Origin of the sequence: Gorillibacterium terrae (genome assembly GCF_051594785.1) — a bacterium.
GTDB lineage: Bacteria > Bacillota > Bacilli > Paenibacillales > NBRC-103111 > Gorillibacterium.
The window spans coordinates 303,999-329,670 of sequence record NZ_JBPPGI010000003.1 but is presented as its reverse complement, the minus strand read 5'-3'; the positions used below and the strand labels follow the sequence as shown (position 1 = coordinate 329,670).

Genomic DNA, 25,672 nt, shown 5'->3' with positions numbered 1-25,672 from the left:
ATTATTCACCCACCCTTCCCACTTGTTTGACTTCTTCGGCCGGTCCCTCCAGCTTATCGGGTGGCGGCGGCGTTCCTGGCTTGGTCGCCTTATCGGCGCGGCGGCGGTTCAGGCGGGCGATAAGCTTCTCGAACAGGATGCTCGTCGCCGCGAAGTAGATGATGATCGCGATGATCGTGTCGGCGATCTCCGGCGGAATGTCGGTCATGGCGTTCATGAAGCCGCGGCCGGAATACAGGATGCCGAAGAAGATCGACGAGAGCAGCACGCCCACGGGAGCGCTCGCGCCGAGCAGAGCCACGGCGATGCCGTCGAAGCCTTGCGACGGCAGCAGTCCGATCTGAATATTCGCAGCGTTCCCGGCGAATTGGGTCAGACCGCCAAGTCCCGCGAGGCCCCCCGAGATCAGCATCGAGGTGATGATGCCGCGGTTGACGGCGATCCCGGCGTATTCGGCGGCGTCGCGGTTGAAGCCGACGGCCTTGAGCTCATAGCCGAGCGTCGTCTTGTTGATGATGAAGCCGATGACGAGGACGGCGACGATCGCCAGGACCAGGCCCCAGTTCACATACGATCCGTTGAACAGATCGGAGAGGAACGGCGACTTCAGCGTCGCCTTGTCCGGCAAGAGCCGCGACTCGGTCTCCAGGGACGTTCCCTTGAAGTGGGCCGGGATTTCGTAATAGACGACCCAGTAGCAGATCCAGTTCATCATGATCGTGGACACAACCTCATGCACGTTGAACCGCGCCTTGAGCAGCCCCGGGATGAACGCCCACAGCGCCCCGCCGATGAAGGCGGCCAGCGTCATGGTCACGAGCAGCAGGGGACGCGGCATATCGAAGCTGAGGCCGACGGCGGTGGCGCAGAAGGCGCCGAACAGCATCTGGCCGGGAGCCCCGATGTTGAACAGCCCGGTCCGGAAGGAGAAGGCGAGCGACAAGCCGGTGAAGATCAGCGGCGTAGCGGTCGCCAGCGTATTGCCGATGCGTTCGGGGTTCTTGAGCCCGCCGGAAATCAGGAACCGGTATCCCTCGAAGGGATCGTGACCGGTAACGGCCATGAGGATCGCGCCGGCCAGGAGGCCGAGCACGATGGCCAGCAGGGAGACTATCGCTTTTCTCATGCTCCTTCACCCCTCTGCACGCCGGCCATCATGAGCCCGATCTCGTTCTCATTGGTCTCGGCGGCGGCGACTTCTCCGACCAACTGGCCGTGATTCAACACGGCGATCCGGTCGGATACGTTCAGAATTTCGTCCAGCTCCAGCGAGACGAGCAGGACGGCCTTGCCCTTGTCCCGCTGCTCGATCAGCCGCTTGTGGATATATTCGATCGAACCGACGTCGAGTCCCCGGGTCGGCTGGACGGCGATCAGCAGGTTCGGATCGAGCTCGATCTCGCGGCCGATGATCGCCTTCTGCTGGTTGCCTCCCGATAAGGACCGCACGACGGAGACGGCCCCTTGACCGGAACGCACGTCGAAGCTCTTCAGAATCTTGTCCGCGTAGCTGCGAATCGCCGAGCGGCGGAGAATGCCGCGCTTTGCGAACGGCTGCTTGTTGTAGACCTCCAGCACCATGTTCTCTTCCAGCGTATAATCCAGGACGAGACCGCGCCGCTGCCGATCCTCGGGGATATGGCCAATACCCTCATAAATCCGCTCGCGGATGCTCAGCTTGGAGATGTCTTTGCCGTTATAGGAGATCGTGCCGGATTCGGCCTTGCGAAGTCCGGTAATCGCTTCCACCAGCTCCGATTGGCCGTTGCCTTCGACCCCGGCGACACCGACGATCTCGCCCGCGCGGACCTCCAGCGAGAAATCGGAGAGCGCGAGCACCTTCTTGTTGTTGCGCACGTTGAGGTTATCCAGCTTAAGCACGACCTCACCCGGTACGGCAGGCTTCTTCGGTACCTTGAAGGTGACGTTGCGGCCGACCATCATCTCCGCCATCGCCTGCTCGTTCGTGGACGCCACTTCCACCGTGCCGATCGTCTTGCCGCGACGGATAACGGTGCAGCGGTCTGCTACCGCTTTGATCTCTTTAAGCTTATGGGTGATGACGATGATCGACTTGCCTTCCTGGATCAGGTTCTTCATGATCTTCATCAGCTCGTCGATTTCCTGCGGCGTCAGGACGGCCGTCGGTTCGTCAAAGATGAGGATTTCGGCATTGCGGTACAGCATCTTCAAAATTTCCACCCGTTGCTGCATGCCAACGGAGATATTTTCGATCTTGGCGTAAGGGTCTACGTTCAGTCCGTATTGCTTGGACAAGGCTTCAATCCGCTTGGCCGCCGTCTTCAGGTCGAGAACCGGGCCCTTGCGAAGCTCGGAGCCGAGAACGATGTTCTCCGTCACCGTAAAATTGCCGACCAGCTTGAAATGCTGATGCACCATCCCGATGCCGAGGTCATTGGCGACATTCGGATTGGCAATGCGGGTCTCCTTGCCATGCACCTTGATGTGCCCGCGGTCCGGCTGGTACATGCCGAACAGAATGCTCATGAGCGTTGACTTGCCCGCGCCGTTCTCGCCGAGCAGCGCATGAATTTCCCCCTGCTCAAGCTGCAGGGTGATGTCGTCGTTGGCGACAACGCCGGGGAATTCCTTGCGGATGTTGATCATTTCCACTACATATCCCATAGAAGGCTTCTCCTTTGGAAGAAGGATAAAGGTAACATGGCGGCTCGCGGTGATGGGCAACCGGCAAGCCGGACGATCGGTAAAAACGGCCGAGCTGCCCGTGGACAAATGTCCTGGACAGCACAGCCCGTCCTGTCTTACGCTGAGCCCGGAAGGCTAAAAAAAGACGGAGGGCTTCCGTCTTTTTTAGCAATTCCGTTATCGTGCAGTTCCCCTCCCCCTGCCGGGAGAGGAGAACGATTGGCTTACTTGATCAGGCTGCCCTGCTCGGCGGCAACCTTGATGTCGCCGGATTTGATCTTGGCCGTAACTTCCTTGGCCTTGGCGACTGCATCGTCGGTCAGGTTCGGGTTTTCGTTCGGGATGCCTACGCCGTCGTTGGTGGCGTCGAAGGTCAACGTCTGTCCGCCCGGGAACTTGCCGTCGAGCTCATTCTTGACGATGTCGAAGGTGGCTTGGTCGATCTTCTTCATGGCGGAGGTCAGAATGATCGACTTGGAGCCGTCGCCGTATTTGCCGTCGGCATATTGGTCGACGTCAACGCCGACGATCCAAGCTTCCTTGCCTTTTTCTGCGCGGTTCTTGGCTTCCTGAATGGCGCCTACGCCTACGCCGCCGGCTGCGGTGAAGATGAACTTGACGCCGCGGTCAAACATCTGGGCAGCCAGCTGGCCGCCTGCCGCGGAGTTGTCGAAGGAGCCCTGGTAGACCACGTTTTCCGGTTTCAGCGAGATCTTGGTGCCATAGTTGTCGTTAGCGTACTTCAAGCCCTGCTGGAAGCCCCAGTTGTACTTCTGAACGGCCGGGATTTCCATGCCGCCGATGAAGCCGGCTTCCCCTTCCTTGACCTGAACCGCAGCAGCCACGCCGGCGATGAAGCCGGATTGCTGTTCCGCGAAGAAGACGGCGACGGAGTTGGGCTTAACCACGTCGGCTGCGCCCTTCTCGCCGGAGTTCGGAGCGGCGTCGATGATGACGAACTTGCCATCAGCGTACTTGTCCTGTGCCTTGAAGACGGCGGAGGAGAACTTGAAGCCCGGCGTTACGATAAATTTATAGCCGGCGTCGTAGAGGTTGCCGATTTCCTTGGAGTATTCGGCTTCCGTGGTGCCGTTCGGCTTGATGTACTTGTCGGAAATGCCGAGTTCCTTCTTCGCCTTCTCGATGCCTTCCCAGGTGCCTTGGTTAAAAGACTTGTCGTCGATCGTACCCGAGTCGGTGACCATCCCCACTTTAAGGTCGGATTTCGCACCGCCATTGTCGCTGCTGCCTTCGTCCTTCTTGCCGCAACCTGCAACGAGCGTCAACATCAAAGCGAGAATCGTTACTGCGAGTAAGCCTTTTTTCATACGCCAATGCCCCCGATTAAGTGTATTGTGTGAAGCAAACTCATACCTCTCTACTATATTCCGAAAAAAATGCTTTTTCAATAGAAAAATTGTTTTTTTGTCATATATTCTCCCATCATCCTTCCGAGAATCCTATCGTTAGAACGTCCGACTGTTCGAATCATTCGTCTTTTCAAGCTTTTGACAGTATTCCCCGCCGTCCATTTCCTATGCGTCCGGTTTTTCCCAAACGACTTTTTTCCGTTAATGCAAAAAAGCCGGCAAGCCGGCCTTTTCTCGGTCCGCATTTTTCCCGGCGGTTGAAAACCGATCAATTCTTTTTTTCACACAGGCCTGCTTTTGTTTTCACCAAAACCATGCTATCATCATGTTATGATTACTGACATCTCTGCTGCGAAGGAGTGTATAAATGGCAAGCACGGTTCGCAAGGTCGCGATCATTGGCATGGGCTACGTGGGGTCCAGCTGCGCCTATTCCCTCATTAACCAGTCCATCTGCGACGAGATTATGCTGATCGACCGGAATCAGGACCGGGCCTACGCCCAGGCCCTGGACTTGTCGCACTGCATGGATTTCATCCATTCCCGCACGAAGATTTACACCGGCAGCTATGAGCAATGCGGGGATTTCGATATCGTGATTCTCTGCGCCGGTCCCAATCCGAAGGAAGGCCAGACCCGGCTGGATGTGCTGGACGCCGCCATCGGGGTCGCCTCCGGCATCGTCGCCAAGGTCATGGAGAGCGGCTTCTCCGGCATCTTCCTGATCGCCAGCAACCCCGTCGACGTCATTACGTACTATGTCCGCAAACTGTCCGGCCTGCCGCGCAGCCGGGTGCTCGGCACCGGCACCTCGATCGACTCCTCGCGGCTCAAGACACTGCTCTCCGAATACTTATCCGTCGACCCGCGGAGCGTGAACGGTTACGTGCTCGGCGAGCACGGGGAGTCGCAATTCCCGGCCTGGTCGCATGTCACCATCGGCGGCAAGCCGCTGCTCGATATCCTGGAGCAGCATCCCCAGCGCTTCGGCCACATGAACCTGGAAGAGATCGCCTACAAGACGCGCAACGCCGGATGGGAGATCTTCCATCGGAAAGGCTCGACGCATTACGGCATCGGCAACGCCCTCGCCCATATCACCCGCTCGATCTTGAACGACGATCATCGGGTCATCGCCGTCTCCGCCATCCTGGAAGGCGAATACGGGCAGGACGAGGTATGCGTCGGGGTGCCGGCCATCATCACCCGGCAGGGAGTGAAGGAGATCGTCGAGCTGCGGCTGCCCGAGAAGGAGCAGAATCAGTTCGCCGCCTCCTGCGAGATCATCCGCGCCAGCATCGCCACGGTCGCGGAGAATGCCAGCGGCTGACCCGCAACCTTAGCGGGGCGCGGTTGCCTACCGATTTCGATCGCAGATGGCGGTGTCCATCGAAGAAATCCGGTCCGGGGGCACGCGCGATTGGAAAAGACGATCCGAATGCGAACCGATGATTTTGTTCAGCGGCCTCCCGCCTCTCTGCGGGAGGTTTTTTACTGCGCGGATAAGGCCGATCCGCTATACTGGACACACCTGAGCGGCCTGAGCCGCCAAACAGAGAAGGATGCGGAACACGCTATGAAAATCGACCGACTGCTCGGCATCGTGCTGACGCTCCTCGACCGGGACACCGTCACGGCGCGCGAGCTCGCCGCCAAATTTGAGGTGTCCGCCCGCACCATCGGCCGCGACATCGAGACCCTGGCGATGGCCGGAATTCCGGTCGGGTCCATGTACGGGACGGCCGGAGGCTATTATCTGATGGACGGATACAAGCTCAATCGGCATTATCTGACCGAAGACGATTACCGGTCCATCCTGACCGCGCTCGGCGGAATGAGCTCCGCCGGAGCGGCCCTGGGCGGCGCGCAGTCCGTGCTGGCCAAGATGCGGGCGCTGGCGCCGCCAGCCGTTCAGGGAAGCGCGCCGATTCAGCTTCACTTCGGAGCTGCGGCGGAAGGGGAAGCGGTGAAAGCCGCCATCCGCTTCCTGGAGGCGGCGGTCGGCAGCCGGACGCCGGTCTCGTTCGTCTACACGAATGCCGCGGGCCGCAGCTCGCGGCGGGAGGCGGAGCCCCTTCTCCTGACCTGCCGCTGGTATGCCTGGTATCTGTTCGGCTTCTGCCGCGACAAGCAGGACTACCGGCTGTTCCGCTTGTCCCGGATGCGCGGGCTCGCGGGTGCTCCCGGCCCGTTCAGCCGGGAGCACCCGCCCGCCGATGAATTGCTCGCCGCGCAGGTGGATACCCGCCGCTATATCCGCATTGTTGCGAAGAGCTCGCCCGAGTGGCGGGTGGCGCTCGAAGAAGCCTTTCCGCTGGCAGGCTTTGACGAGACCCCTGCCGGAGAACTACTCTTGAACTTCTCCGTGCCGGACGACGAGCGGGGCTGGTTTGGCACGCTCCTGTCCTTCGGAACGAGTGTCACGGTGCTGGAACCGCCGTCGCTGCGGGAACGCCTGGCCGAGCATGCCCGGCAGCTCGTTCGGCATTACGAATCCGAGGGCGGCGGGCAATGACGACAGACAGGTGTCGGAGATGCTCGGGTATGCTGGAGGTATTCCAACCCGAAAGGATGACTGCTCCATGCCCGCCGCTTCCGCCTCCCCTTATTCCCAATGTCCTGTCTACGAAACGCAAAGCTTCCGGCTTCGCTTGGTCGAGCCGGACGATGCCGAGGCCCTGCTCGCCTGCTACTCCGACCCCGCCGTTCGCCCTCTCTTCAATTCCGACAATTGCCATCATTCCTTCGTCTGTTCCACGCGGGCGGACATGCGGCACATCATCGACATGTGGCTGAGCGAATACCGGCAGGAACACTATGTCCGTTTCAGTCTGATCGACAAGAGCACCGGGGAGGCCGCCGGAACGCTGGAATGCTTCGCCTGGCCGCAGCCGATCGAATCCGTGGGAAAGCTCGGGTTGCTGCGGCTGGACCTGGCCTCCCGGCTGGAGACGGCCGAGGCGCTGCGCGAGCTCGTGCAGCTGGTGGACAGCCGGCTGTTCGACCTGTTCGGGGTGAACGGCATGCTGACCAAAGCCGTACCGGAAGCGACGGAGCGCATCGCCGTTCTGACGGACGAGGGATATCGGCCGGATTCCAGCGGGGCTCTGCCCTACCCCCATTACTACCTCAAGCTGCTGCCCCGCTGAACGCAGGACGCGGAAGGCCTTAAGCCTCTCTCCGCCGGGTAAGCTCTTCCACATGCAAAGACCCCTCGTGCTTCCGTCCCAACACGGAACACGGGGGGTCTTGTTTGGCGATATCCGTTTCTTTACCCCTTACGATTCCTTCCGGCGTACCAGCATAAACGCCAGTCCGCCCAGAATAAGCGCCACCGCGATGAAGGGCTGACCCATGATGGTCCGGTTGAACAGCGCCTCGACGGTGAAGACCGAGAAGAACAGCAGAGAGATCACGGTGAGGATGTTGATCGGAATCAGCAGCCACTTGTTCCGCCCGCCGAACCAGTAGAACTCGGCGAGGCCGACGGCCGGAGCGAGGATAAAGCCCGGCCAGGTGCTTCCCCAGTCCCCCGTCAGCATGGAAACCTGGCAGACGAGGCCGACCGTCAGCAGAATGCCGCCCGGGATGAGCAGCCCCGTTCCCCGCCGCTTGGTCATGGAGAAATACATCCAATGAAAGAACAAGCCCAGCGGAATGATGAAGATGGTCGCCCAGAATGTGCCAAAGATAGAAGCCGAGCTGAGTTCTCCGCCTTTGTTGAGAATCAAATAAGCGCCGACCAAAATCAAAACCGGACCGATGATGGTACGTTTGTTCATGGGATTCCCTCCTGCGTTCCTGGTGCTTCTTGGTCTTAAGATTACCAGTTCGGCCGGACGGCGTCATCCATCTTAAGTCAAGAAAAGAAACTGGACCAAAGGCCAGGCACCTTGCGGAAGACGCTGCCTGCGGAGAACCGCTTGCCGGCCTCCCGGGGCTTGCGCGGAGCCGGCTTCGGCAGAGTCAGCCACTCCGGAGCTTCGCAGCTTTGCGCTCCGCAGACCGCCAGCGAGTAGCCGCCCTCCAGCGCATGGTGGGCCATCCGGGGGGTGTGCCCGCCGCCGGAGCCGATCCATGCGGGAACACTGAGCGAGCCCGCCGGGGAATCGGGGCCTTCGCCGCCCGGGCGGCTGCCGGAAAAGTCCAGCTCGCGCAGGCTGGCTTCTCCGATGCTGCCGCCGGTGTATTTGAGATAGGCCTCCTTGAGTGTCCAAAAACGGAAAAACATCGCCCGGCGCTCTTCGTCTGTTCCGGCGTCCCGCCAAGCCCGGCGTTCCCCGGGAGACAGGCATTCCGGGATCATCTCCTCCATGACCGGGCGGACCCTCTCCACGTCGACGCCGATCGGGCCGTCCGGACAGATGGCGACGACGACCAGCCCGGAGGAATGGGAGACGGAGAAGTCTCCCTTCCAGTCGGAGGCGTTCAGGCAAGGCTTGCCCCCCGGGCGTCGGACCAGCTCTCCCTCCGTGTGATAGCGGAAGCGGATAAGCGATTTGGCCAGGGTGAAGCCGACGAGCGACGCCGCCAGCTCCTGCTTGCTGCCGAACAGCCGCAGCGCCTTGATTTCCCGTTCCGACATCAGCGCGAGAAGCCCCTCGCTTTCCCACGTCCAATTCTCCAGAGATACCGCAACCAGACTAGCGCTCATGGGCGGCTTATGCCTCCTTTGGGAAGTAGCCGATTTTAACGGCATAGTCGATCAAGCGGGCGACATACGCCCGATCCGGCTTGGCGCAGGCGTCGGCTCCCCCCGGAAGCCGGGAGACCGTCTGCGGACAGGCGTAGCGCCAAGGCAGTTCCTTCGCTCCGTCTCCTTCGAGATGAACCATCGCCAGCTCCAGGCCCGCACGGTCCTTTTCTTCATCGGGCTGCAGCAGCCAGTTCTCGTATGCGTCCTTCTCCATCCACTCGATGGCGTATCCATGCTCGCGGAACAGCTCGACGAGCTGTTCGTAGGAAACGGCCCGCGGGTTGCAGATGTGGAACAGGCGGCCGGCGTTGTCCGGCTGGAGCGCCAGCTCGACGATGGACCATCCGGCGTAGTCGATCGGCGTCAGGTCGACCTCCCAGCGGACGCGGGGAGCCCGGCCGAGAAGCAGCATCGCCTTCAGCATGCGGTAGAAGGCATTGCCGTCGACGTTGCGCTGGAACCGGCCGGTGGCGGAATCGCAGCAGAGGTTGCCGACGCGGTAGACCGTCGCCGGAACGCGGCCCGTCTCGCCGGCGCGGACCACGAGCTTCTCCGCCTCCAGCTTGCTCTGCGTGTAGACGTTATCCACGGCGGCGGTATAATCGTAGCCTTCGGCCGAGGCGAAGGATTTCCATTGTCCCGCCAGGGCCAGCTCCTCGGGAATGCCCATCGTCGAGATGAAGTGGAACCTTATGCCCTCGCGCGTTGCCGCCAAGTCCAAGAGACGCCGGGTGCTGTCGACGTTGGCGCGGGCGAAGTGATCCTGGCTGCCGAAGTGGCGAACCTCCGCGCCGCAGTGAAGGATCAGATCGAGGCTTGCGGTCAGCCGATCCCGCACCGCCTCGTTGAGTCCGAGTCCCTCGGCCTCCAGATCGCCTTCCACGACCGTCACCCGGCCGTCCATCCGTTCCCTTGCTTCCGCGCCGAAGTAGTCTTCCATGCGCTCGGCAAGCCGCTCGTAAGCGGAGGCGGCCCCCTGCTTGCGCACCAGGCAGGTGACGGTCGGCTCGGGACGCTTCAGCAGCTCGCAGAGCAGCTGCGAGCCGAGGTAGCCGGTCGCGCCGGTCAGGAACACATGCGGCCGGACGAGGGCGGGAAGCGGCGCGGGCTCCGGTCCGAAGCGGGCCGGATATTCGCCGAGCTCCCCGATGTCCTCCGACGCGGCGTCCGCCTGGGAGGCAGGCGCTTCCTGCGTCAGCGAAGCGATCCGCTCCGCCATGGCCTCGACCGTCGGGTTCGCGTAGAAGTCGGCGATTTTGAGCTGGGGAAACTTCGGCTTCAGCAGCACGAGGGTTTCCAGGATCTTCAACGAGTACCCGCCCGAGGCGAAGAAATCGTCCCGGATTCCGAGGTTCTTCCGTCCAAGCGCCTGCGCCCACGCCTCGGCGATCTCCCGTTCCAGCGGCGTACGGGGCGCGACATAGCCGTCGCCCACCGGCTCGTCTTCGCCGGGGCCGAGCTCGGCAAGCGCCTTGCGGTCCACCTTGCGGTTCGGCGACAAGGGGAATTCGTCCAGCTGGCGGAAATGCTTCGGAATCATGTAGGAGGGCAATTTCTGCGCCAGGTAATCGACCAGTTCCCCGCGCGAGGCCGTTTTGCCGGAACGCAGCGTATAGAAGGCCGTCAGCATCTTCGTGCCGTCCGTATCGGCCATCGGCACCACGGCGCAATCGTCGATGGCGTCGTGCTTCACGAACTGATTCTCAATCTCGCCGACTTCGATCCGGAAGCCGCGGATCTTCACCTGGTTGTCCCGCCGTCCGGCGTATTCCACCTCTCCGTCGGCGGCAAACCGGGCCAAATCCCCGGTCCGGTAAAACCGCTTCCCCGAAGACGGATCAAACGGATCGGGGATGAACGCTTCCCGGGTCTTCTCCGGCTGGTTCAGGTAGCCGATGCCGACGCCCGGCGACTCGATGATCAGCTCGCCGATCACCCCGGGCGGGCAAAGGCGGTTGTGCTCATTGACGATGTACACCCGGTAATTGGCCAGCGGTCGGCCGATCGGAACAACCGCCACATGCTCGGGCAGCGGATAATCCACCGTGTGGGTAGTGGTGACCGATGTGCATTCGGTAGGCCCGTACACGTTGACGATGGCGGTGCTGAGGCCCATCTTTTGCTGGAACAGCCGCACCGATTGGCCTTGAAGGGCTTCCCCGCCGAGCAGCAGGTGCTTCACGGTGCTGTAGCGGTCCGCCGCCTCTTGGGGAAGATGGGCGGCCAGCCGGCTGAAGAACACCGGAGGCAGGATGCCGATCTGGGTCGCCTGGGCCCCGGCAATCGCCGCGGTGAAGGATTCCACCGAGAAGCGCTCTTCGTCTTCAAGCAGGTGCAGATGCGAACCGAGCAGCAAAGCGCCGAACAAGTCGAAGACCGAGGCGTCGAAGCTGAAAGTGGAATACTGGGCGATGATGTCCGTCTCGTTCCAGCCGAGCAGCCGGCGGATGCCCGCCACCAGATTGACCACGGCGCGGTGGGGAATCATCGCGCCCTTCGGCGTGCCGGTCGAGCCGGAGGTATAGATGAGATAAGCGATGGATTCCGCCTGGGCCAGCTCCTGCGGATAGTCGGGATGCTGCTCCGAGCCTGCCTCTTCCGGATTCAGGATGCGCAGCTCTAGCCGCTGGCTCTCGGCAAGCTGCTCCATCCGCTTCGCCAGCCCCGGACTGGCGATGGCATAGCGGGCCCCCGTGTCCTTGATGATGTACGCGTTGCGGTCGGCCGGGTGGGTCGGATCGACCGGCACATACGAGCCTCCGGCCTTGAGGATGCCGAAGAGGGAGACGACCGACGCGATGCTCCGCTCCATATAGAGGACCACCGGCTCGCCCGGAAGCAGGCCCTCGCGAAGCAGGTAGGCGGCCAGTTGGTCGGATTCGTCGTTGAGTTCCCGGTAGGTGCGGAAATCCCCGCCGCAGGACAAGGCTATTTTATTGGCGAAGCGGCAGGCGGTGTCCCGGAACCAGGAGACGACGGTGCGCCGCTCGGCAACCGGTTCTGCGGTAGCGTTCAACCGGGAGTAGGCCCCTCCGTCCTGGGGAGAGAGAATATCCACGGCCGCGATCACCTGTGCGGGGTCCGCCCAGCCCGCCTGGGCCAGCCTCTTCAGGTAGCGGAGGTTGCGCTCCATCGTCGCCTTCGAGAACCGCTCGGGGGAATAAGCGGCGGTCAGCGTCCAGCCGCCGTGCCCGCGGTCGAGCCACAGCCGGATGCCGTCCTCGCCGGGCAGTCCGGCCGTTCCATACAGCATGGCGTACCCCGGATTGGGCGCAGCCTGCGTCTTGGCCGCGCCAATCCCGACTTCCAGCTCGCCCAGCCCGGTCTGAACCTGGCGGAACAGCCCTTCGAAGGTCATTTCCTTCTCCCAGGCGAGGCGCAGGGGAGCGTATCCGCCGTCCTCCGTCTGAAGGCCGATCAGGAGATCGGACTCCAGCGTCATCCGCTGCAAAAACCCGAAATACAGCGCCAGCACTCCCCCAAGCAGTTCTCGGCCATTCCACTGAGCCAAGCCGGCGAACTCCTTGTCTTCTGCTTCAATCCGAATCGATACCTCCGCCGTTCGGGACCCCGCCGGCCGGCGCGGATAATCGGCAGGCAGCGACAACTGGGGCAGTCCGGCCAGCTCCGGCAACCAACCGGCTTGTTTATCTTCTCTATGCGTCAGTATAGCTTTCATTTCCGCATCCATCCTTCGTTAGTAGTGATCATCATGTCCCAAATCGGAGGCGCCGCCCTAGACAGCCAGGTCTTTGATCAAGCCCTTGAGCTGATCGGAGATCTGATTGAGATGGTCGGCCGAATCGACGATGCGGTTAAACGCGGTGCGCTGATCGACCGCGCGGTTTCTCATGTCGACGGACAGGGAAGCATTCTGCTCGGCAAGGCCGGACAATTGCTTGAAGGAGTAGGAAATCTGCTCGGTTTCCGCAACCATCTGCTCGGTCGCGGCGGAGACTTCCTGGGCTTGTGTGGTCACCTGGTCGGTGGCGGCGAGAATTTCGTTGAAGAGCGAGCCGGTTTCCTTGACGATCTCGATGCCGGTCTCGACGTTCTGCTCGCCTTCAACGATCGACTGCACGGCCATATGGGTCTCCCGGCGGATGTGCCCGACCAGCTCGACGATCCGTTCCGCCGAGTTCTTCGATTCCTCGGAGAGCTTCTTGACTTCGTTCGCCACGACGGCGAAGCCCCTGCCGTTCTCCCCGGCCCGCGCGGCTTCGATGCTGGCGTTCAGGGACAAGAGGCTCGTCTGGGAGGCGATCTGAGTAATCACTTGGACGATCTCGCCGATTTCCTCGGAGCGCCGCTGCAGCTGCTCCATCAGCTCCACCGAGCCCTTGACCGAATCGTGGATGGAGTTCATCTGCTCGATGACCCGTTCGACGTTGCGGTTGCCCTTCTCCGATTGAAGCATCATTCGGGTGGAGGTCTCCGACAGCTCGGCCGTATTGCCGGCGATGGTCTGAACGCCCATGGCGATCTCCTCGAGCGACGTTGCGCTCTCGCCGATGGCGATACTCTGCTGGCCGATCCGTTCCGACATCAGCTCGATGTGGCCCGTGATCTCGCCGGTGCTCTGGCTGCCTTCCTCAACGGTGGCGAACAGCTGCTCCGACTGGTCCGCCGATTGGATCGACACGCCCTTGATCGTCGTCACCAGCGTTCCGATCTGCTCGACCGTCCGGTTAAAGCTGGCGTTGACTTGGCCCAGCTCGTCGGGGCTTTCCTTCAGCCGGACGAAGAAGTCTCCCTTGCTGAAGCGCTCGAGCGCCCGCATGAGGTCCTGCACCGGAGCGAAGGTGCGGCGGTTGGTGAGGTACTGAAGGATTAGGACCACCAGCAGGGTCACGGCCAAAGCCACGGTCGTCTTGGTCAGCAACTCCTTCTTTCCGGCAAGGACGAGGCTGGCGTCGACATCCATACCGATGTAAGCGTACACCTCTCCCTGTTTATCCAGATAAGGAGTCAGGACCGTCAGCCACGAGCCGAAGTCATCCTTATAAATCTTGGTGAAGCTGAGGTGCTTGGTTTTCTTCATCGAGACAACCCCGTCGGCATGGATCTTGGGCTGCTCATAGTAATCTCCCAATTTCAGGTTGGCGTCTTTGAAGGCGGTGAGGAGCGAGGTTGGGAAGGCAATCATCGAGGTCTGGTTGGAATTCTTCAATTCCGCTCCAAAAATATAGCCTTGAGCGATGTTCGGGTGGGTAGCGGACAACTGGTCGAAGTGTTCCGTCAGTTTTTTTTGTATCGGTGATTCCGGGTCCAGATTGGCTTTGGCCTGCGCGACGTCGTCGGCGGAGATGGTCTTGGCGAATGCTTCCATCGTCTTCTGCGACTCGGCGCGGAGCTGCTTCATCATCAAATTACTTTCCAGGTGATAGCTGTAAAAGATGAGGATGAGACCGGTCAAAAAGATATAAAGACTGGTCAGCAGCATGTTCCTTCCGGCTATCGTTTTCTTGCGGGTCTTCCTCGTTTGCAGATTCTTGTCTAAACTTCCCGATTTCCCCATGTTTAAGCTCCTTCAGTGGCAATATAAAATAAAAAAGGCAAACGATGGGCTTAAATAGCCATAGTTCACCAATTTGCGGGAATAAAAGCTTGCAACTGGCTGACATTTCCTATACGGAAGTAGTCCCTATAGCTTTGCGTCACTACCTTTCGATAGTTTTGCCGAGTATTCAGTTGGAAGATTCGATCTGGGTCTTCCGGTTAAGGTGAAAATAATCCTGCATGGACTAACTTACCACGTTTTTCCTTCCGCGACTAGTCCCCCTGCCATTTTTTCCACAAATGGCCTCTTGCATCGTCAGGGATCAATCTGCTGTATCCGGGCCCATAGTCCCACGAGCCCTTCAGTTGACGCCTCCATATAAATTGTATACAATATAATTAAACAAAATAGTTCGATACACCAACCCAATGGAGGCGCGAGAACCATGAGCCTGTACGAGTATGAGGTCAAGACGATTCGCGGCGAGACGACGACGCTGGCTCCCTACCGGGGGCAGGCGCTCCTGATCGTCAATACCGCCACCAAGTGCGGCTTTGCCCCTCAATTCAAGGGACTGGAGCGGCTTTATCAGGAGTACAAGGACCGCGGCTTCGCCGTACTCGGTTTTCCCAGCTCGCAGTTCCTTGGCCAGGAGCTGGACGAGGACAGCCGGATCGCCGAGGCCTGCGAGCTGAATCATGGAGTAACCTTCCCCCTGTTCGCCAAGATTGACGTCAAGGGTCCGGAGGCCCATCCGCTGTTTCGTCACCTGACGCAAGAGGCTCCGGGCTTGTTCGGCTCGCGCACCATCAAATGGAACTTCACCAAGTTCCTGATCGACCGGGACGGCCGCGTCGTTCGCCGCTTCGCTCCCAAGGATACACCCGACAAGATCGAGGCCTCCGTCCGCAAGCTGCTTGCCGACCGGTCGTGATTTTACAGGACGATTCTGCACACTTCGCCTTTCCGTGACCTCGAACAAAAAGAGACCGTTCTCCCCTTTCGGAGAGCGGTCTCTTTGCGCGTTAATCCGGCTTCGTCTGCGAAGCCTGGCTGAGCCAGTAGTGCAGCCCGCCCCGTTCCAACTGCCGCTTCGCCGCGGCGATCTCCGCAGCGCCTTCCCGCAGGTTGGCGAGGAGGGATTCGTGGAAGGCCTGCAAGTGGCTGAGCCGCAGTCCGCGGTAGGCTTCCGGCTCATAGAGCCGCTCGGCTGCCGCACTGTAGGTGCCCAGCCCCTCGTCGATATAGAGAAAGTCCCGAACCCGCTCCTCCTGGACCGGCGAGTCCGAAGGCCATCCGGCCGCCGAGCGGTAGTGGGAGAGCAGGCTGTTGTAGCTGCCTTCGGCAAGATCAGAGGCCCAATCGGCCCAATCGTCGGCCATTTGCAAGGCGACGAGCGCCCCTTCCACCAGGCGGGACACCCGGGGGATATTCTCCTCCTGGTCGGCGAGCAGCAGCGCCGCCGTGCTGCACAGCTTGAGGGGAGCGGATTTGCCGGCGAGCCGCAGCGGATCGGCGGCGAAGAAGTCTGCTTCCGCCTCCGTCGCCACGCTCAGGGCCCATTCGGCGATATAAGCTCGGTAATGGTCCCAGAACGGGGAATCCCCCGGGAACAGCCGAGAATACGCCCGGTGGAACTCGCCGTGGCACAGGTTGGCAAGCGGCAGAGCCCGGCAGGCGTTCGGATCGGCGGTATCCATGATATCGTCCTGGATAAAGAAGTACAGCATGAGGAAGATATTCCCGACCGCCATCTCCCGGCAGGTTTCTTCGTCCAGCCCGCACTGCTCCCGGAGCCAATAGGGCAGCAGGTAGCAGATGCGGTTCTTGCCGCCTTCCTCGGTCCCGGTGGGATTGGCCTTGTGCAGATAGGCGTATCCCTGACCGCGTAGCGCCTCGGGAAAGGCTCCCATTCGCCTGCGGCTCTCTTCATAGGCAGATCGAACCTCAGGTATAAAGGCTTGTATCCGATCCATAGGGTCGGTTCCCCCTCAAGAAAACCATTTTTACTTGGTTTACAAATATTTTCCTCGATTATCCAGGGAAAACATGCTATATTTCAGTAAGAAACGCCAAATTTTGTTGAAAGGGTGATTCCAATGTCAACCGAAGTCGCATTGCAATCGCAAGTGATCCAAAGGGCTTGGAAAGATCCGGATTTTAAAACGAAGCTGCTGTCCGATCCCAAGGCCGCTATTCAAGAAGCCCTCGGCATCTCGCTTCCGGGGCACTTGAAGCTTAAGGCAGTGGAAGAATCCGCCGACGAGATGGTTCTCGTCCTCCCGCCCAGCCCAGCAGCCGTTATGAAAACGAAGGTAACCCCGCAAGCCGTTTGGCCTTAATTCGAGTATCACTTACGTTTATCCGCATCGGGAACAGGGGAAGGATTCGGAGCCTTTGGAAGCCGGATCAGCGCCTCTGTTCCTTTTCCTTTTTGGCTCCTAAAGTGGATCGTTCCTCTCATCGCCTCTATAATCCGAAAGGTCACCATAAGACCGAGCCCCGTCCCCTTGGTCTTGTTGGAGAAATACGGTTCTCCGAGCCGAGCGATTTCCTCTTCCCCCATGCCTTCCCCGTTATCCTTGATGCTGATCAGAATATCATCGCCGCTCGAACGGGCAGTAATCTCGACCGTGCCCTCTTCTTTGAAGGCTTCAATACTATTTTTGACGATATTGACGATCGCCTGCTTGAATTTGGGCGGATTCCCCCGAGTATTTAGTATATTCGGAATGGTAATGCTGAGCCGGCCTCCCTGGAGGTGGGCGAGCGGCTGAAGGATGCTTTCCACTTGTTCAAATTCGGCGGCGAGATTGAGCGTAACCTCATCCTCAATGCCGGGTTTGGCGAAGGTCAGAAAGTCGGTGATGATATTGGCCGCCCGGTCAAGCTCATTGAGCGCCAACTTGACATAGGTCTTATCGGTTGCGCTAGAATACTTTCCATCGAGCAGTTGGAGAAATCCCCTTGTCACCTGCAAGGGATTGCGCACCTCATGAGCGACCGAAGCCGCCAGTTCGCTGATGATATCCATCTTCTCGGAGCGCTGGAGCTGATTGTTGAACAGCTCCAACTCCTTGGAATATTTGACGAGTTGACGGTAGCTGAGTGCGACCGTTCTGCCGACGATTATTACCAAGGCAACGACAAATCCGAGCATGCCCCATTTCCAATAATGGATGACATAGTGATTATCCGATACGTAATACCACACCATTTCAGCTAACCCAATCAACGCAAACAACATAAAGCCAACCGTGAAGATGATCGCGTCCTTGAAGCCCTTGAAGACGTAAGTGATGGAACTGATCAACAGCAGCACAAACTGGACAATGATGATCAAGCCAAACAGTTGCGCTGTGAAAAGCAGATAAAGGTGTGCAAGTGCGCTAACTTTAAAGAAATCCATAAGACCGCTGATCAACACGCATAAGGCGGAATAAAATATTTGGAACCATCGGAAGTATCTAATCAAGGAGAACTTCCCCGGACCAAAGACATTTTCGAAAAAAACCGTAAGCATCAGTAAGCCTATCGCCAAAGAGGCATCGAAGGTAAACGAAAGGATTCTCCCCATCGGTTGGTTGGTAAAAGCGAGAAGAGGCAAGGACAGAATAAGTCCGCTCGTGCAAAGTAAAATAAAGCCCAACGGGAGCCAGATTTTACGGTATTGCTTACCTTGTAAGACGCCGCAAATCAGCGCTGCCAGCGCGAGAAATAATAGCCCTCCGCCAATCATGTTGTTAAGCAGGTTGTTGGGGACCTGCTTACTGGCTACTTCCGCGTAATCTCTCAACTCGATAGGCTCGGCGATGCCGAGCTTGGAGAAGGACTCTGCGGTCTCCAGCCATATCTTCAGGGTCTTCCCGGAATAATCGGGATAGAGGGGCAAAGCGATCTGGTTCAGGTTATACAGATAATCTCGGTTAGATTCGAAGATTACCTTCTCATCAACGTACATCTTGATCTTCAAAGCAAAGATTTTATCAAAATCAAGGATGGCGACTCGCCCATTGAGGTCGGGAAGTTTGAGTTGAACCCAAGCTGCCGTGTATCCGCTGGGCCGCGCGGGCGGAGCTTCACCCTGTTTGATTGAAATCCATCCGGGGTCGTTCTCGTTCGGAATCAGCGTTGGATCGTTTCCGGTGGATGTTTCCCATTTGATCTGCCAGTCGTAGATTCGGTCGCCCGAATGGGCGGAAGACGCATAGCCCAGGGAAGCCAGGCCCCGCGTACCCAAGAGGATAAGCAAGAGGAACAAAATCGGCAAGGTAATCCAACGCTTTTTACTCATGTGTTCACTCCGTCATTATATTCCTGAATGTCCTATTTTTTGTAACAACGCTAGTATAACACACTCCTCACATCCCGAATGGATAATTTTTATCGATCACCATGACTTGAGGCCATGGTTTTTTGTATTTACGGTGGGTCGACCTTTGACGAAAAATGAAAAAACATGCGCCGCCCGGCTTTCCCGTGACGGTGCATGTCGGTTTTCCTGACTTCGGTTTTCTTCCGGCCGTCAAGGATGCCCCCCGAGATCGCTTCGGCGATACTCGCCGGGAGTCTTTCCCGCCAGCTTCTTGAACACCTTGCTGAAGTATTTCTCATCCGGGTAGCCGACCATCTCGGCAATCTGGGCGATCCGCAGGTGGGGATTCTGCAGCAGCAGCTTCGCCTTGCCGATGCGAATCCGGCCGAGGCAGTCCGACAAGTTCTCGCCGAACTCCTGCTTGAACCGCCGCGAGATGTATTCGCGGCTCAGGTGGAAATGCTCGGCGATCTCCTGCAGGCTCAGCTCGCGCGAGTAGTTCTCCTCCAGGTAGCGGGCGATCTCCCGCATGCTGCCCTTCTCCCGCTGGCCCCTCTCCCGTTCGAACAGAAGCTGCGTCAGCGATTCCGTCAGCTCCCGGCTCCATTCGGCCAGCGACAGGCGTCCATCGGCGTCGAGCGGAATCGGCCGGGCCGCTTCCTCCGGGTCCGCATCCTCCGTTCTTCCGCCGCTGTCCCGATCCCGGCCGAGCCGCCGAAGGAGAAGCCGCCACTCCGCCCGCCACCGCTCGACCTGCTCCAGGGTGACGCAGGGCAGCGCATCGACGGCGGCGATCCAGCCGTTCACGGCCTTCGCCAGCTCCTCCCGGCTGCCGCTCAGCAGCGCCAGCCGGAAGCTCTCCTCGTGCTCGGCAAGCCGCAGCTCCCCGGGCGCGCAGGGCAGCTCCTCGCCGGTGTGAATCCACTGGTTCTTCTCCTTCATGTTGCGGCCGAGGAGCGCCCGGCGCGCTCCCTTGAACGATTCCGCCGCTCCGGCGGGAAACGCGGCTGCGCCGCCGATGCCCACGTCCAGGCGGCTGCCCAGCGTCCGCTCGATGCCGTCGTTGATTTCCCGCATGAGGCCCGGCAGTTCCTCCGTTCTCGCCCAGGCGATCACCAGCGCCTCCCGGTCGCTGTTCCAATGGCGGCAGGCGATGCCGCGGTTGCCCCGCCGCAGGAATTCGTTGCAGATGTTGGTCAGGCTGAAGAAGAGCAGGTCGCGGTTATCTTGGAACCGCCTCGTGATCGTTTCCGCCGCCGAATCCAGGCTGACCAGCGCCACCCGGCATTCGCCGGTCACACCGGGCCCGAATTCATCGGCGAGCCGCTCGTCCAGGGCCGCCGGAACCTCCGGCGGATCGGCGATGAGCCCCGACATTACCTTGTCCCAATACACGGGCTTAAGCTGGTTGATCTCCATGCTTCGCTTCTGGTTGATCCGCCGCTCGGCGTCGGCCTCGTGCCAGCTTTTGACCGCTTTGGCGAGCGCCTCGGCTAGCTGGACCGGATCGACCGGCTTGAGCAGATAATCCCGGCCGCCGTATTTCATCGTGCTGCGGACCAGCTCGAAATCGGTGTGCCCGCTGACGACGATCTTCTGCGTCTGCGGATGGGTCCGCTGCGCGTGCTCCAGCAGCTTGACGCCGTCCTGGACCGGCATGCGCATGTCGGTGATGAGAATCTCCGGCCGCACCCGCTCCATCAGCTCGGCGGCGGCGAGCCCGTTGTCGGCTTCGAACAGCTCGGTGATCCCGAGCGCCTCCCAATCGGCCAAGAGCCGGATCGCTTCCCGGACATGCCGTTCGTCGTCCACGATCAGCGCTTTCATCGTTCGTCCTCCTCCTCCGCCTGCAGCGGTATCGTCAGCGTGACGGCAAAGCCCCGCCCCCGCCCGGACTCCAGCGCAAGTCCCGCGCTGTCGCCGTAGTAAAGCCGCAGCCGCATCGCCACATTGTACAAGCCGATGTGGCCGTTCCCGGACTCGCCCTCGGAAAGAGGCAGGGCCGGGGTGCGCAAACGTTCGCTCAAGCGGGCGAACTCCTCCGCCGGCATCCCCAGTCCGTCGTCCTCCACCTCGATGACGAGGCGCCCGTCCTCCGTATACCGCGAGGAGAGCCGAAGCAGGCCGGTTCCGCCCTGCGGCTCGAATCCGTGCTTGAAGTAATTTTCCACCAGCGGCTGGATCAGCATCTTCGGCACCGGAACGCTCAGCGTTGCCGGGTCGATGCGGTAGTCGACGCGAACCCGTTCGTCGAACCGCTGCCGCTGCAGCTCCAGATAAGCCTTCACATGCTCCACCTCCGCCGCGAGCGGCACCAGCGTCTCCTCGGTGTTCATGCTGTAGCGCATCATCCGGGCCATGGCCGAGACGAGCGAATAGACCTTGGGCGCATCCGCCTGCAGCGCCAGCGTTCCGATGGATTGCAGCGCGTTGTTCAAAAAATGCGGATTGACCTGCGCCTGCATCGCCTTCAGCTGATTGGTCTTGTTCGCCAGCTCCAGCTTGTATTCGCGGTTGATCAGGTCGTTGATGGTCTCCGTCATGGTGTTGAAGCGCCGGGCCAGGATGCTGATCTCGTCCTTGCCCTGGACGGGGACCGTCTCGTTGAAATGGCCGCTCTGCATCCGGCTGATCTGCCGGGTGAGCCGTTTGATCGGCTTGGTGAACGACACGGAGATGAACAGCGTGGCGACCACCACCATGATCAGGCTGGCGGCGATGATGAAGGTATTGATTGTGTTGATCGTGCGAGCGTTCTCGTACAGGTAAGAGTAGGGGAGCCGCTTGATGATGATCCAGTTCATGTAATTCGTCTTCAGGGTATCGTAGAGAATGATGCCGGAAAAGCGCTCGTCTTTCCAGGTGAAATTGCCGCTTTCCCGCCCCGACGAGAGGACCCGGTCCATCCAGGGCGCATGGCTGGCCTGCCCGTTCGGCCCCTCGGGGGCGTTTTCGGTGCTGATCAGGTTTTTGCCGGGGTCGATCAGGTAGAGCTCTTCCTCGGAGGAAGGCGTCAGCTCCTGGCACATTTGGTTCAGCTCGGTCGCCTTGACGTCCAGGCTCAGGTACGCGATCACTTCGTCGCTGGGCGTCCGGATAACGGGACGGCGCAGGGTGAAGACATTTTCCTCGGGGATGCTGCGGCTGAAGTCGAGCCCGTAATGGCGGCTGAGGTGGGTGGCTTCGACGAAGGGAACGGAATCGGCGGCATGGCTTTCCGGCCAGGAGACAACGCTTTCAGCCCCGCTGCGAAAAAATCCCCGCGACAAGAGGTACGAGAACTTGTCCTCTCCGGCGAACTGTAGATGAATCTGGTGAATCCCTTTCATGGTCTGGTACATATTGAGCAGATGGGAGTAGAGGGCCATCCGGTTGGTGAGGTCAAATTCGGCCGGATCGGCGGCGGCTTGGCCTTTCTCGATCAGCGCGTACAGCGAGCTGGAGGAATTGAGCGAATTGTAGACGGTGAGCGAGATGCGGTTCAACGAGTTCATGTAGGAGAGGATGTTGTTCTTGCCCAGAGACAGCAGGCTCTGGTTCTCGGCAACCGCCCGTTCGGTGACGGCCCGCTTGATGTAGGAGCTCGACAGCGCCATGGAGATGGCGATGGGAATGATGGTGGCGGCAAGCAGCAGCGACATCAGCTTGCGGCGGATGCTGGTCGTGAACATGGGCGTTCCTCCCCGTCCGGTGGGCAGGTCAATATATTCCACCAAACCCATCATATCCGTCGGTGTTCAAATTGACAACGCCCCTTTATAGTTAGGCTTGCATCCCAGTTCTATCGATTGGAAAGGAGCCAACGCCATGAAAGCATCCAAACGGGCGAGCGAATGGGCGCAGCAGACGGTCTTTGTCGGACCCGGCCTCGCGGCCTTCGCGCTCATCGTGCTCATCCCCTTCCTGCTCGGCTTCTACTATTCCTTCACCGAGTGGAACGGCCTCGATCTCGACAAGGCCAAGTGGATCGGAATGGATAATTTCGAGAGGATCTTTCGGAGGGACGACAATTTCTGGATGTCCTTCCGCTTTACGCTGAAGTTCACCGTGCTGACGGTGATCGGCGCCAACCTGCTCGCCTTCGTGCTGGCGCTCCTGCTGACCGGCGCCATGAGGGCTCGGAATATCCTACGCACGATCTTCTTTCTCCCGAACGTGATCGGCGGCATCCTGCTCGGGTACATCTGGCAGTTCATCTTCACCAAGGGATTTAAGACCGTCGGCGAGTGGACCGGCTGGTCCCTGTTTCAGCTCTCCTGGCTGGGCACGCCGCAGACCGGCTTCTGGGGCCTCGTCATCGTCTTCATCTGGCAGACTGCCGGCTATATGATGGTGATCTACATCGCGGCCATCGTCGGAGTACCCAAGGATCTGATCGAGGCTGCCAAGATCGACGGAGCGAGCCCTTTCCAGATCATCCGCCGGGTGATGCTGCCGCTGGTCGTACCGGCCATCACGATCTGCCTGTTCCTGACCACCTCGAACGCCTTCAAGATGTTCGATCTCAACCTGTCGCTGACCAAAGGCGGACCGGGCACCTCAACCCAGTCGCTCGCGTACAACATCTACGCCGAAGCGCTGGTCAACAACCGCTACGGGCTCGGCACGGCCAAGGCGCTGCTGTTCTTCCTGGTCATCTCGCTCATCTCGGTTACCCAGGTCTGGCTGACCAAGCGCAAGGAGGTGGAGGCGTAATGCAGACCCGTGCCCAGCGCATCCGCGGCGGGATCGTCCAGACGCTGACGATTCTGCTGGCCCTGCTGTTCCTGACGCCGTTCTACTTCGTCCTGGTCAACTCGGTCAAGTCGCTCGGGGAGATCATGGTGGACGCCGCCTCCTTCCCGGCAAAGACCCTGTTCACCAACTATTCCAAGGTGTGGGACATCATTCGTTTTCCCAAGGTGCTCGGCAATTCGGTCCTCATCACGTTCGTCAGCGTTGCAGGCATCGTGCTGCTAAGCTCCATGACGGCGTACCGGCTCGTCCGAAGACCGACCCTGTTCAACCGCATCCTGTTCACCGCCTTCATCTCGGCCATGATCATTCCGTTCCAGTCGATCATGCTCCAGCTCGTGCGGGTCACGAGCCTGCTGGAGCTAAGAGGCAACCTGCCCGGCATCGTCGTCTGCTACCTCGGCTTCGGCATGTCGCTGTCCGTCTTCCTGTTCCACGGCTTCATCAAGACGGTCCCCCTCGAGATCGAGGAGGCGGCGGTGGTCGACGGCTGCTCGCCCTACGGCGTCTTCGTCCGGATCGTCTTCCCGCTGCTGAAGCCGATCGTGATGACCGTGGTGATCCTGAACAGCCTCTGGATCTGGAACGATTACCTGCTGCCGGTGCTGATCATCGGCTCGAACAAGGACCTCACGACGATCCCGCTCGCCGTCACCCGCTTCTTCGGGCAATTCACCAAGCAGTGGGACCTGGCACTCGCGGGGCTGACCATGAGCGTCGCGCCGGTCATCGCCATCTTCATCCTGCTGCAAAAGTATATCGTCGAAGGCATCGTCGCCGGTTCGCTGAAGGGCTGACGGGTTAGATCAATAAATTGCACCAAAGAGGTCAAAAACGTCGGTTCCCGCCTGTGCAAACGTTTTCTATAATGAGAAAGCAAGGAAAAACAGACATTTCAGGGAGGTTAAGGAATGAAGCGTTTAACGCGTTTGTCCATCCTGCTTATGGCTCTGACCCTCAGCGCCGCCGCCTTCGCCGGCTGCAGCAAGAAGAATACGGACGACAAGTCCGCCGCTCCTTCGGAAAGTGCAACATCCTCCGCCGAAGCGACCAAAGCGCCCGCCAAGAAGAACGTCACGATCAAGGTGTTCCAGTTTAAGGTCGAGATCGCCGATGCCCTGACCAAGATGGCCGCCGATTACGAGAAGGAAACCGGCGTCAAGGTCGATGTCGAAACCCACGGCGGCGGCGAGGACTACAACGCCCTGCTGAAGGCGCAGATCGCCTCCGGGGACGAGCCGGAAATTTTCAACTCCGAAGGCTTCGCCGCCTTGAAGGCTTATTACGACCGGGCCACCGACCTGTCGGGCGAAGCGTGGGCCAAGGACGTCATCCCGGCCGCTGCCGCTCCCGCTCAAGTCGAGGGCAAGCTGCTCGGCATGCCGATGAACATTGAAGGCTACGGCATCATCTACAACAAGGACATGTTCGCCAAGGCGGGCATCACCGAGCTGCCGAAGACGCTGACCGAGCTGAAGGCAGTCTGCGAGAAGCTGAAGGCCGCCGGCATCACCCCGTTCTCGACGACCAACGAATGGTGGTCGATCGGCCAGCATACGATCAATATCGGACTCGCGGAACAGCCCGACCCGGTCAAGTTCATCGAGGACACGAAAGCGGGCACGGCTTCCTTCAAGGGCAACGAAGTGTTCAACAACTGGATCAACTACGTCGATCTGGTGTTCGGCAACAGCCAGTCCGATAAGCTGACCACCGACTACGCCACGCAGGTCGCCTACTTCGCCACCGGCAAGGCAGCGATGATTCAGCAGGGCAACTGGATTCAAGGCGACGTCGACAAGGTCGCCAAGCTGAACCTCGGCGTGCTGCCGGTTCCGATCGACGACTCCGGCAAGGCCCGCATCTACACCGGCCCGGCCAACTTCTGGATCGTGAACAGCAAGTCCGAGCATCCGGACGAAGCCAAGGCATTCCTGAACTGGATGGTCACCTCCGAGACGGGCAAGAAATACCTGACCCACGAGTTCAAGTTCATCCCGGCGCTCAGCTCGATCAAGGCCACCGCCGACGACATCGGCCAGATCGGAGCCGCCGTATCCGAGCAGGCGGCAACCGCGGGCGGCTGGCATTGGGGCCGCTACCCGGACGGCGTCATCCAGTCCTGGGGCGCTTCGATGCAGGAGTACGAGGGCAAGCAGATCGACAAGGATAAGCTGTTCGAGAAGTTTGACAAGGGCGTTCAGGATATCGTCAAGAAATAAGCGCAAGCCTGAATAGGAAAGCTCCCCCTCCGCTGTCGGTCGCAGCGAAGGGGGAGCTTTTTCTGTCGAGGCGGCGATAAGTTACGGTCGCTGGCCGCGAGCGGCTATAGGGTTTAGGGTGGAGCGGACGGCGGACCCTACGGAACGGAGCCGTACGGAGCGCGAACG

19 protein-coding genes and 1 riboswitch are annotated in these 25,672 nt (G+C 59.9%); of the genes, 8 read left to right on the top strand and 11 right to left on the bottom strand.

Annotated elements, in window-relative coordinates; translation table 11 throughout:
* Position 1 precedes the first annotated feature (1 nt).
* From ACSEXS_RS14065 to ACSEXS_RS14055, 3 genes are all read right to left on the bottom strand, one after another.
* On the bottom strand, positions 2-1,126 hold the full coding sequence (locus ACSEXS_RS14065) for an ABC transporter permease (protein ID WP_438433867.1): 1,125 nt from the start codon (positions 1,124-1,126) through the stop codon (positions 2-4).
* Positions 1,123-2,646 (bottom strand): ABC transporter ATP-binding protein, encoded by a 1,524-nt coding sequence (locus tag ACSEXS_RS14060; protein WP_438433866.1) that lies wholly within the window; start codon positions 2,644-2,646, stop codon positions 1,123-1,125. Before ACSEXS_RS14060 ends, ACSEXS_RS14065 begins: the two co-directional genes overlap by 4 nt.
* Before the next feature lie 245 nt (positions 2,647-2,891).
* Positions 2,892-3,995, bottom strand: coding sequence for a BMP family lipoprotein (locus tag ACSEXS_RS14055; protein WP_438433865.1), 1,104 nt, complete (start codon positions 3,993-3,995; stop codon positions 2,892-2,894).
* 409 nt (positions 3,996-4,404) lie between these two features.
* On the opposite strand from ACSEXS_RS14055, the gene ACSEXS_RS14050 reads away from it, so the two are divergent.
* From ACSEXS_RS14050 to ACSEXS_RS14040, 3 genes are all read left to right on the top strand, one after another.
* Complete coding sequence (locus ACSEXS_RS14050; protein WP_438433864.1) at positions 4,405-5,367, top strand: L-lactate dehydrogenase; 963 nt, start codon at positions 4,405-4,407, stop codon at positions 5,365-5,367.
* A gap of 246 nt (positions 5,368-5,613) precedes the next feature.
* Positions 5,614-6,552, top strand: a complete 939-nt coding sequence (locus ACSEXS_RS14045; protein ID WP_438433863.1) for a helix-turn-helix transcriptional regulator — start codon at positions 5,614-5,616, stop codon at positions 6,550-6,552.
* A gap of 67 nt (positions 6,553-6,619) precedes the next feature.
* Positions 6,620-7,186 carry a GNAT family N-acetyltransferase gene (locus ACSEXS_RS14040; protein ID WP_438433862.1) on the top strand — a complete coding sequence of 189 codons (567 nt, stop codon included), beginning with the start codon at positions 6,620-6,622 and terminating at the stop codon, positions 7,184-7,186.
* 129 nt (positions 7,187-7,315) lie between these two features.
* Here ACSEXS_RS14040 and ACSEXS_RS14035 read toward each other — a convergent pair whose 3' ends face one another.
* From ACSEXS_RS14035 to ACSEXS_RS14020, 4 genes are all read right to left on the bottom strand, one after another.
* The gene (locus tag ACSEXS_RS14035; RefSeq protein WP_438433861.1) at positions 7,316-7,819 is read right to left on the bottom strand and encodes a hypothetical protein; all 504 of its coding nucleotides are present in this window, start codon (positions 7,817-7,819) and stop codon (positions 7,316-7,318) included.
* Positions 7,820-7,896: 77 nt separating this feature from the next.
* Complete coding sequence (locus ACSEXS_RS14030) at positions 7,897-8,691, bottom strand: 4'-phosphopantetheinyl transferase superfamily protein (RefSeq protein ID WP_438433860.1); 795 nt, start codon at positions 8,689-8,691, stop codon at positions 7,897-7,899.
* Positions 8,692-8,698: 7 nt separating this feature from the next.
* Positions 8,699-12,412: a non-ribosomal peptide synthetase gene (locus tag ACSEXS_RS14025; RefSeq protein WP_438433859.1), complete on the bottom strand. Its 3,714-nt coding sequence runs from the start codon at positions 12,410-12,412 to the stop codon at positions 8,699-8,701.
* Positions 12,413-12,469: 57 nt separating this feature from the next.
* Positions 12,470-14,251, bottom strand: a complete 1,782-nt coding sequence (locus ACSEXS_RS14020) for a methyl-accepting chemotaxis protein (protein ID WP_438433858.1) — start codon at positions 14,249-14,251, stop codon at positions 12,470-12,472.
* A gap of 87 nt (positions 14,252-14,338) precedes the next feature.
* Positions 14,339-14,424, bottom strand: a riboswitch (cyclic di-GMP riboswitch).
* A 254-nt stretch (positions 14,425-14,678) separates the two neighbouring features.
* Here ACSEXS_RS14020 and ACSEXS_RS14015 point away from each other — a divergent pair.
* Positions 14,679-15,167, top strand: a complete 489-nt coding sequence (locus ACSEXS_RS14015; protein ID WP_438433857.1) for a glutathione peroxidase — start codon at positions 14,679-14,681, stop codon at positions 15,165-15,167.
* Between the two features lie 91 nt (positions 15,168-15,258).
* Here ACSEXS_RS14015 and ACSEXS_RS14010 read toward each other — a convergent pair whose 3' ends face one another.
* A complete protein-coding gene (locus tag ACSEXS_RS14010; protein ID WP_438433856.1) occupies positions 15,259-16,209 on the bottom strand; it encodes a hypothetical protein in 951 nt (316 codons plus the stop codon).
* A gap of 123 nt (positions 16,210-16,332) precedes the next feature.
* Between ACSEXS_RS14010 and ACSEXS_RS14005 the strand changes: the two genes are divergently transcribed.
* Complete coding sequence (locus ACSEXS_RS14005) at positions 16,333-16,575, top strand: NHLP leader peptide family RiPP precursor (RefSeq protein ID WP_438433855.1); 243 nt, start codon at positions 16,333-16,335, stop codon at positions 16,573-16,575.
* Positions 16,576-16,583: 8 nt separating this feature from the next.
* Here the strand turns inward: ACSEXS_RS14005 and ACSEXS_RS14000 are convergent, their stop codons facing one another.
* From ACSEXS_RS14000 to ACSEXS_RS13990, 3 genes are all read right to left on the bottom strand, one after another.
* Entirely contained in the window at positions 16,584-18,527 is a 1,944-nt protein-coding gene (locus ACSEXS_RS14000; RefSeq protein ID WP_438433854.1) for an ATP-binding protein, read from the bottom strand.
* A 231-nt stretch (positions 18,528-18,758) separates the two neighbouring features.
* The gene (locus ACSEXS_RS13995) at positions 18,759-20,375 is read right to left on the bottom strand and encodes a response regulator (RefSeq protein ID WP_438433853.1); all 1,617 of its coding nucleotides are present in this window, start codon (positions 20,373-20,375) and stop codon (positions 18,759-18,761) included.
* The gene (locus ACSEXS_RS13990) at positions 20,372-22,219 is read right to left on the bottom strand and encodes a cache domain-containing sensor histidine kinase (RefSeq protein WP_438433852.1); all 1,848 of its coding nucleotides are present in this window, start codon (positions 22,217-22,219) and stop codon (positions 20,372-20,374) included. Before ACSEXS_RS13990 ends, ACSEXS_RS13995 begins: the two co-directional genes overlap by 4 nt.
* A 136-nt stretch (positions 22,220-22,355) precedes the next feature.
* Between ACSEXS_RS13990 and ACSEXS_RS13985 the strand changes: the two genes are divergently transcribed.
* The 3 genes from ACSEXS_RS13985 to ACSEXS_RS13975 all read left to right on the top strand — a co-directional run bounded on the left by ACSEXS_RS13985 (position 22,356) and on the right by ACSEXS_RS13975 (position 25,504).
* Positions 22,356-23,243, top strand: a complete 888-nt coding sequence (locus tag ACSEXS_RS13985) for a carbohydrate ABC transporter permease (protein WP_438433851.1) — start codon at positions 22,356-22,358, stop codon at positions 23,241-23,243.
* Positions 23,243-24,079 (top strand): carbohydrate ABC transporter permease, encoded by an 837-nt coding sequence (locus ACSEXS_RS13980; RefSeq protein WP_438433850.1) that lies wholly within the window; start codon positions 23,243-23,245, stop codon positions 24,077-24,079. The genes ACSEXS_RS13985 and ACSEXS_RS13980 overlap by 1 nt, the downstream gene beginning before the upstream one ends.
* Before the next feature lie 114 nt (positions 24,080-24,193).
* On the top strand, positions 24,194-25,504 hold the full coding sequence (locus tag ACSEXS_RS13975; RefSeq protein WP_438433849.1) for an ABC transporter substrate-binding protein: 1,311 nt from the start codon (positions 24,194-24,196) through the stop codon (positions 25,502-25,504).
* Positions 25,505-25,672: the final 168 nt, after the last annotated feature.

Bases quoted from the DNA above. Each gene is read 5' to 3' on its own strand.
- ACSEXS_RS14000 (WP_438433854.1), bottom strand. From the start codon at position 18,527: ATGAGTAAAAAGCGTTGGATTACCTTGCCGATTTTGTTCCTCTTGCTT.
- ACSEXS_RS13975 (WP_438433849.1), top strand. From the start codon at position 24,194: ATGAAGCGTTTAACGCGTTTGTCCATCCTGCTTATGGCTCTGACCCTC.
- ACSEXS_RS14040 (WP_438433862.1), top strand. From the start codon at position 6,620: ATGCCCGCCGCTTCCGCCTCCCCTTATTCCCAATGTCCTGTCTACGAA.
- ACSEXS_RS14015 (WP_438433857.1), top strand. From the start codon at position 14,679: ATGAGCCTGTACGAGTATGAGGTCAAGACGATTCGCGGCGAGACGACG.
- ACSEXS_RS14010 (WP_438433856.1), bottom strand. From the start codon at position 16,209: ATGGATCGGATACAAGCCTTTATACCTGAGGTTCGATCTGCCTATGAA.
- ACSEXS_RS14055 (WP_438433865.1), bottom strand. From the start codon at position 3,995: ATGAAAAAAGGCTTACTCGCAGTAACGATTCTCGCTTTGATGTTGACG.
- ACSEXS_RS13985 (WP_438433851.1), top strand. From the start codon at position 22,356: ATGAAAGCATCCAAACGGGCGAGCGAATGGGCGCAGCAGACGGTCTTT.
- ACSEXS_RS14045 (WP_438433863.1), top strand. From the start codon at position 5,614: ATGAAAATCGACCGACTGCTCGGCATCGTGCTGACGCTCCTCGACCGG.
- ACSEXS_RS14060 (WP_438433866.1), bottom strand. From the start codon at position 2,646: ATGGGATATGTAGTGGAAATGATCAACATCCGCAAGGAATTCCCCGGC.
- ACSEXS_RS14025 (WP_438433859.1), bottom strand. From the start codon at position 12,412: ATGAAAGCTATACTGACGCATAGAGAAGATAAACAAGCCGGTTGGTTG.
- ACSEXS_RS13990 (WP_438433852.1), bottom strand. From the start codon at position 22,219: ATGTTCACGACCAGCATCCGCCGCAAGCTGATGTCGCTGCTGCTTGCC.
- ACSEXS_RS14020 (WP_438433858.1), bottom strand. From the start codon at position 14,251: ATGGGGAAATCGGGAAGTTTAGACAAGAATCTGCAAACGAGGAAGACC.
- ACSEXS_RS14005 (WP_438433855.1), top strand. From the start codon at position 16,333: ATGTCAACCGAAGTCGCATTGCAATCGCAAGTGATCCAAAGGGCTTGG.
- ACSEXS_RS14030 (WP_438433860.1), bottom strand. From the start codon at position 8,691: ATGAGCGCTAGTCTGGTTGCGGTATCTCTGGAGAATTGGACGTGGGAA.
- ACSEXS_RS14050 (WP_438433864.1), top strand. From the start codon at position 4,405: ATGGCAAGCACGGTTCGCAAGGTCGCGATCATTGGCATGGGCTACGTG.
- ACSEXS_RS14065 (WP_438433867.1), bottom strand. From the start codon at position 1,126: ATGAGAAAAGCGATAGTCTCCCTGCTGGCCATCGTGCTCGGCCTCCTG.
- ACSEXS_RS14035 (WP_438433861.1), bottom strand. From the start codon at position 7,819: ATGAACAAACGTACCATCATCGGTCCGGTTTTGATTTTGGTCGGCGCT.
- ACSEXS_RS13980 (WP_438433850.1), top strand. From the start codon at position 23,243: ATGCAGACCCGTGCCCAGCGCATCCGCGGCGGGATCGTCCAGACGCTG.
- ACSEXS_RS13995 (WP_438433853.1), bottom strand. From the start codon at position 20,375: ATGAAAGCGCTGATCGTGGACGACGAACGGCATGTCCGGGAAGCGATC.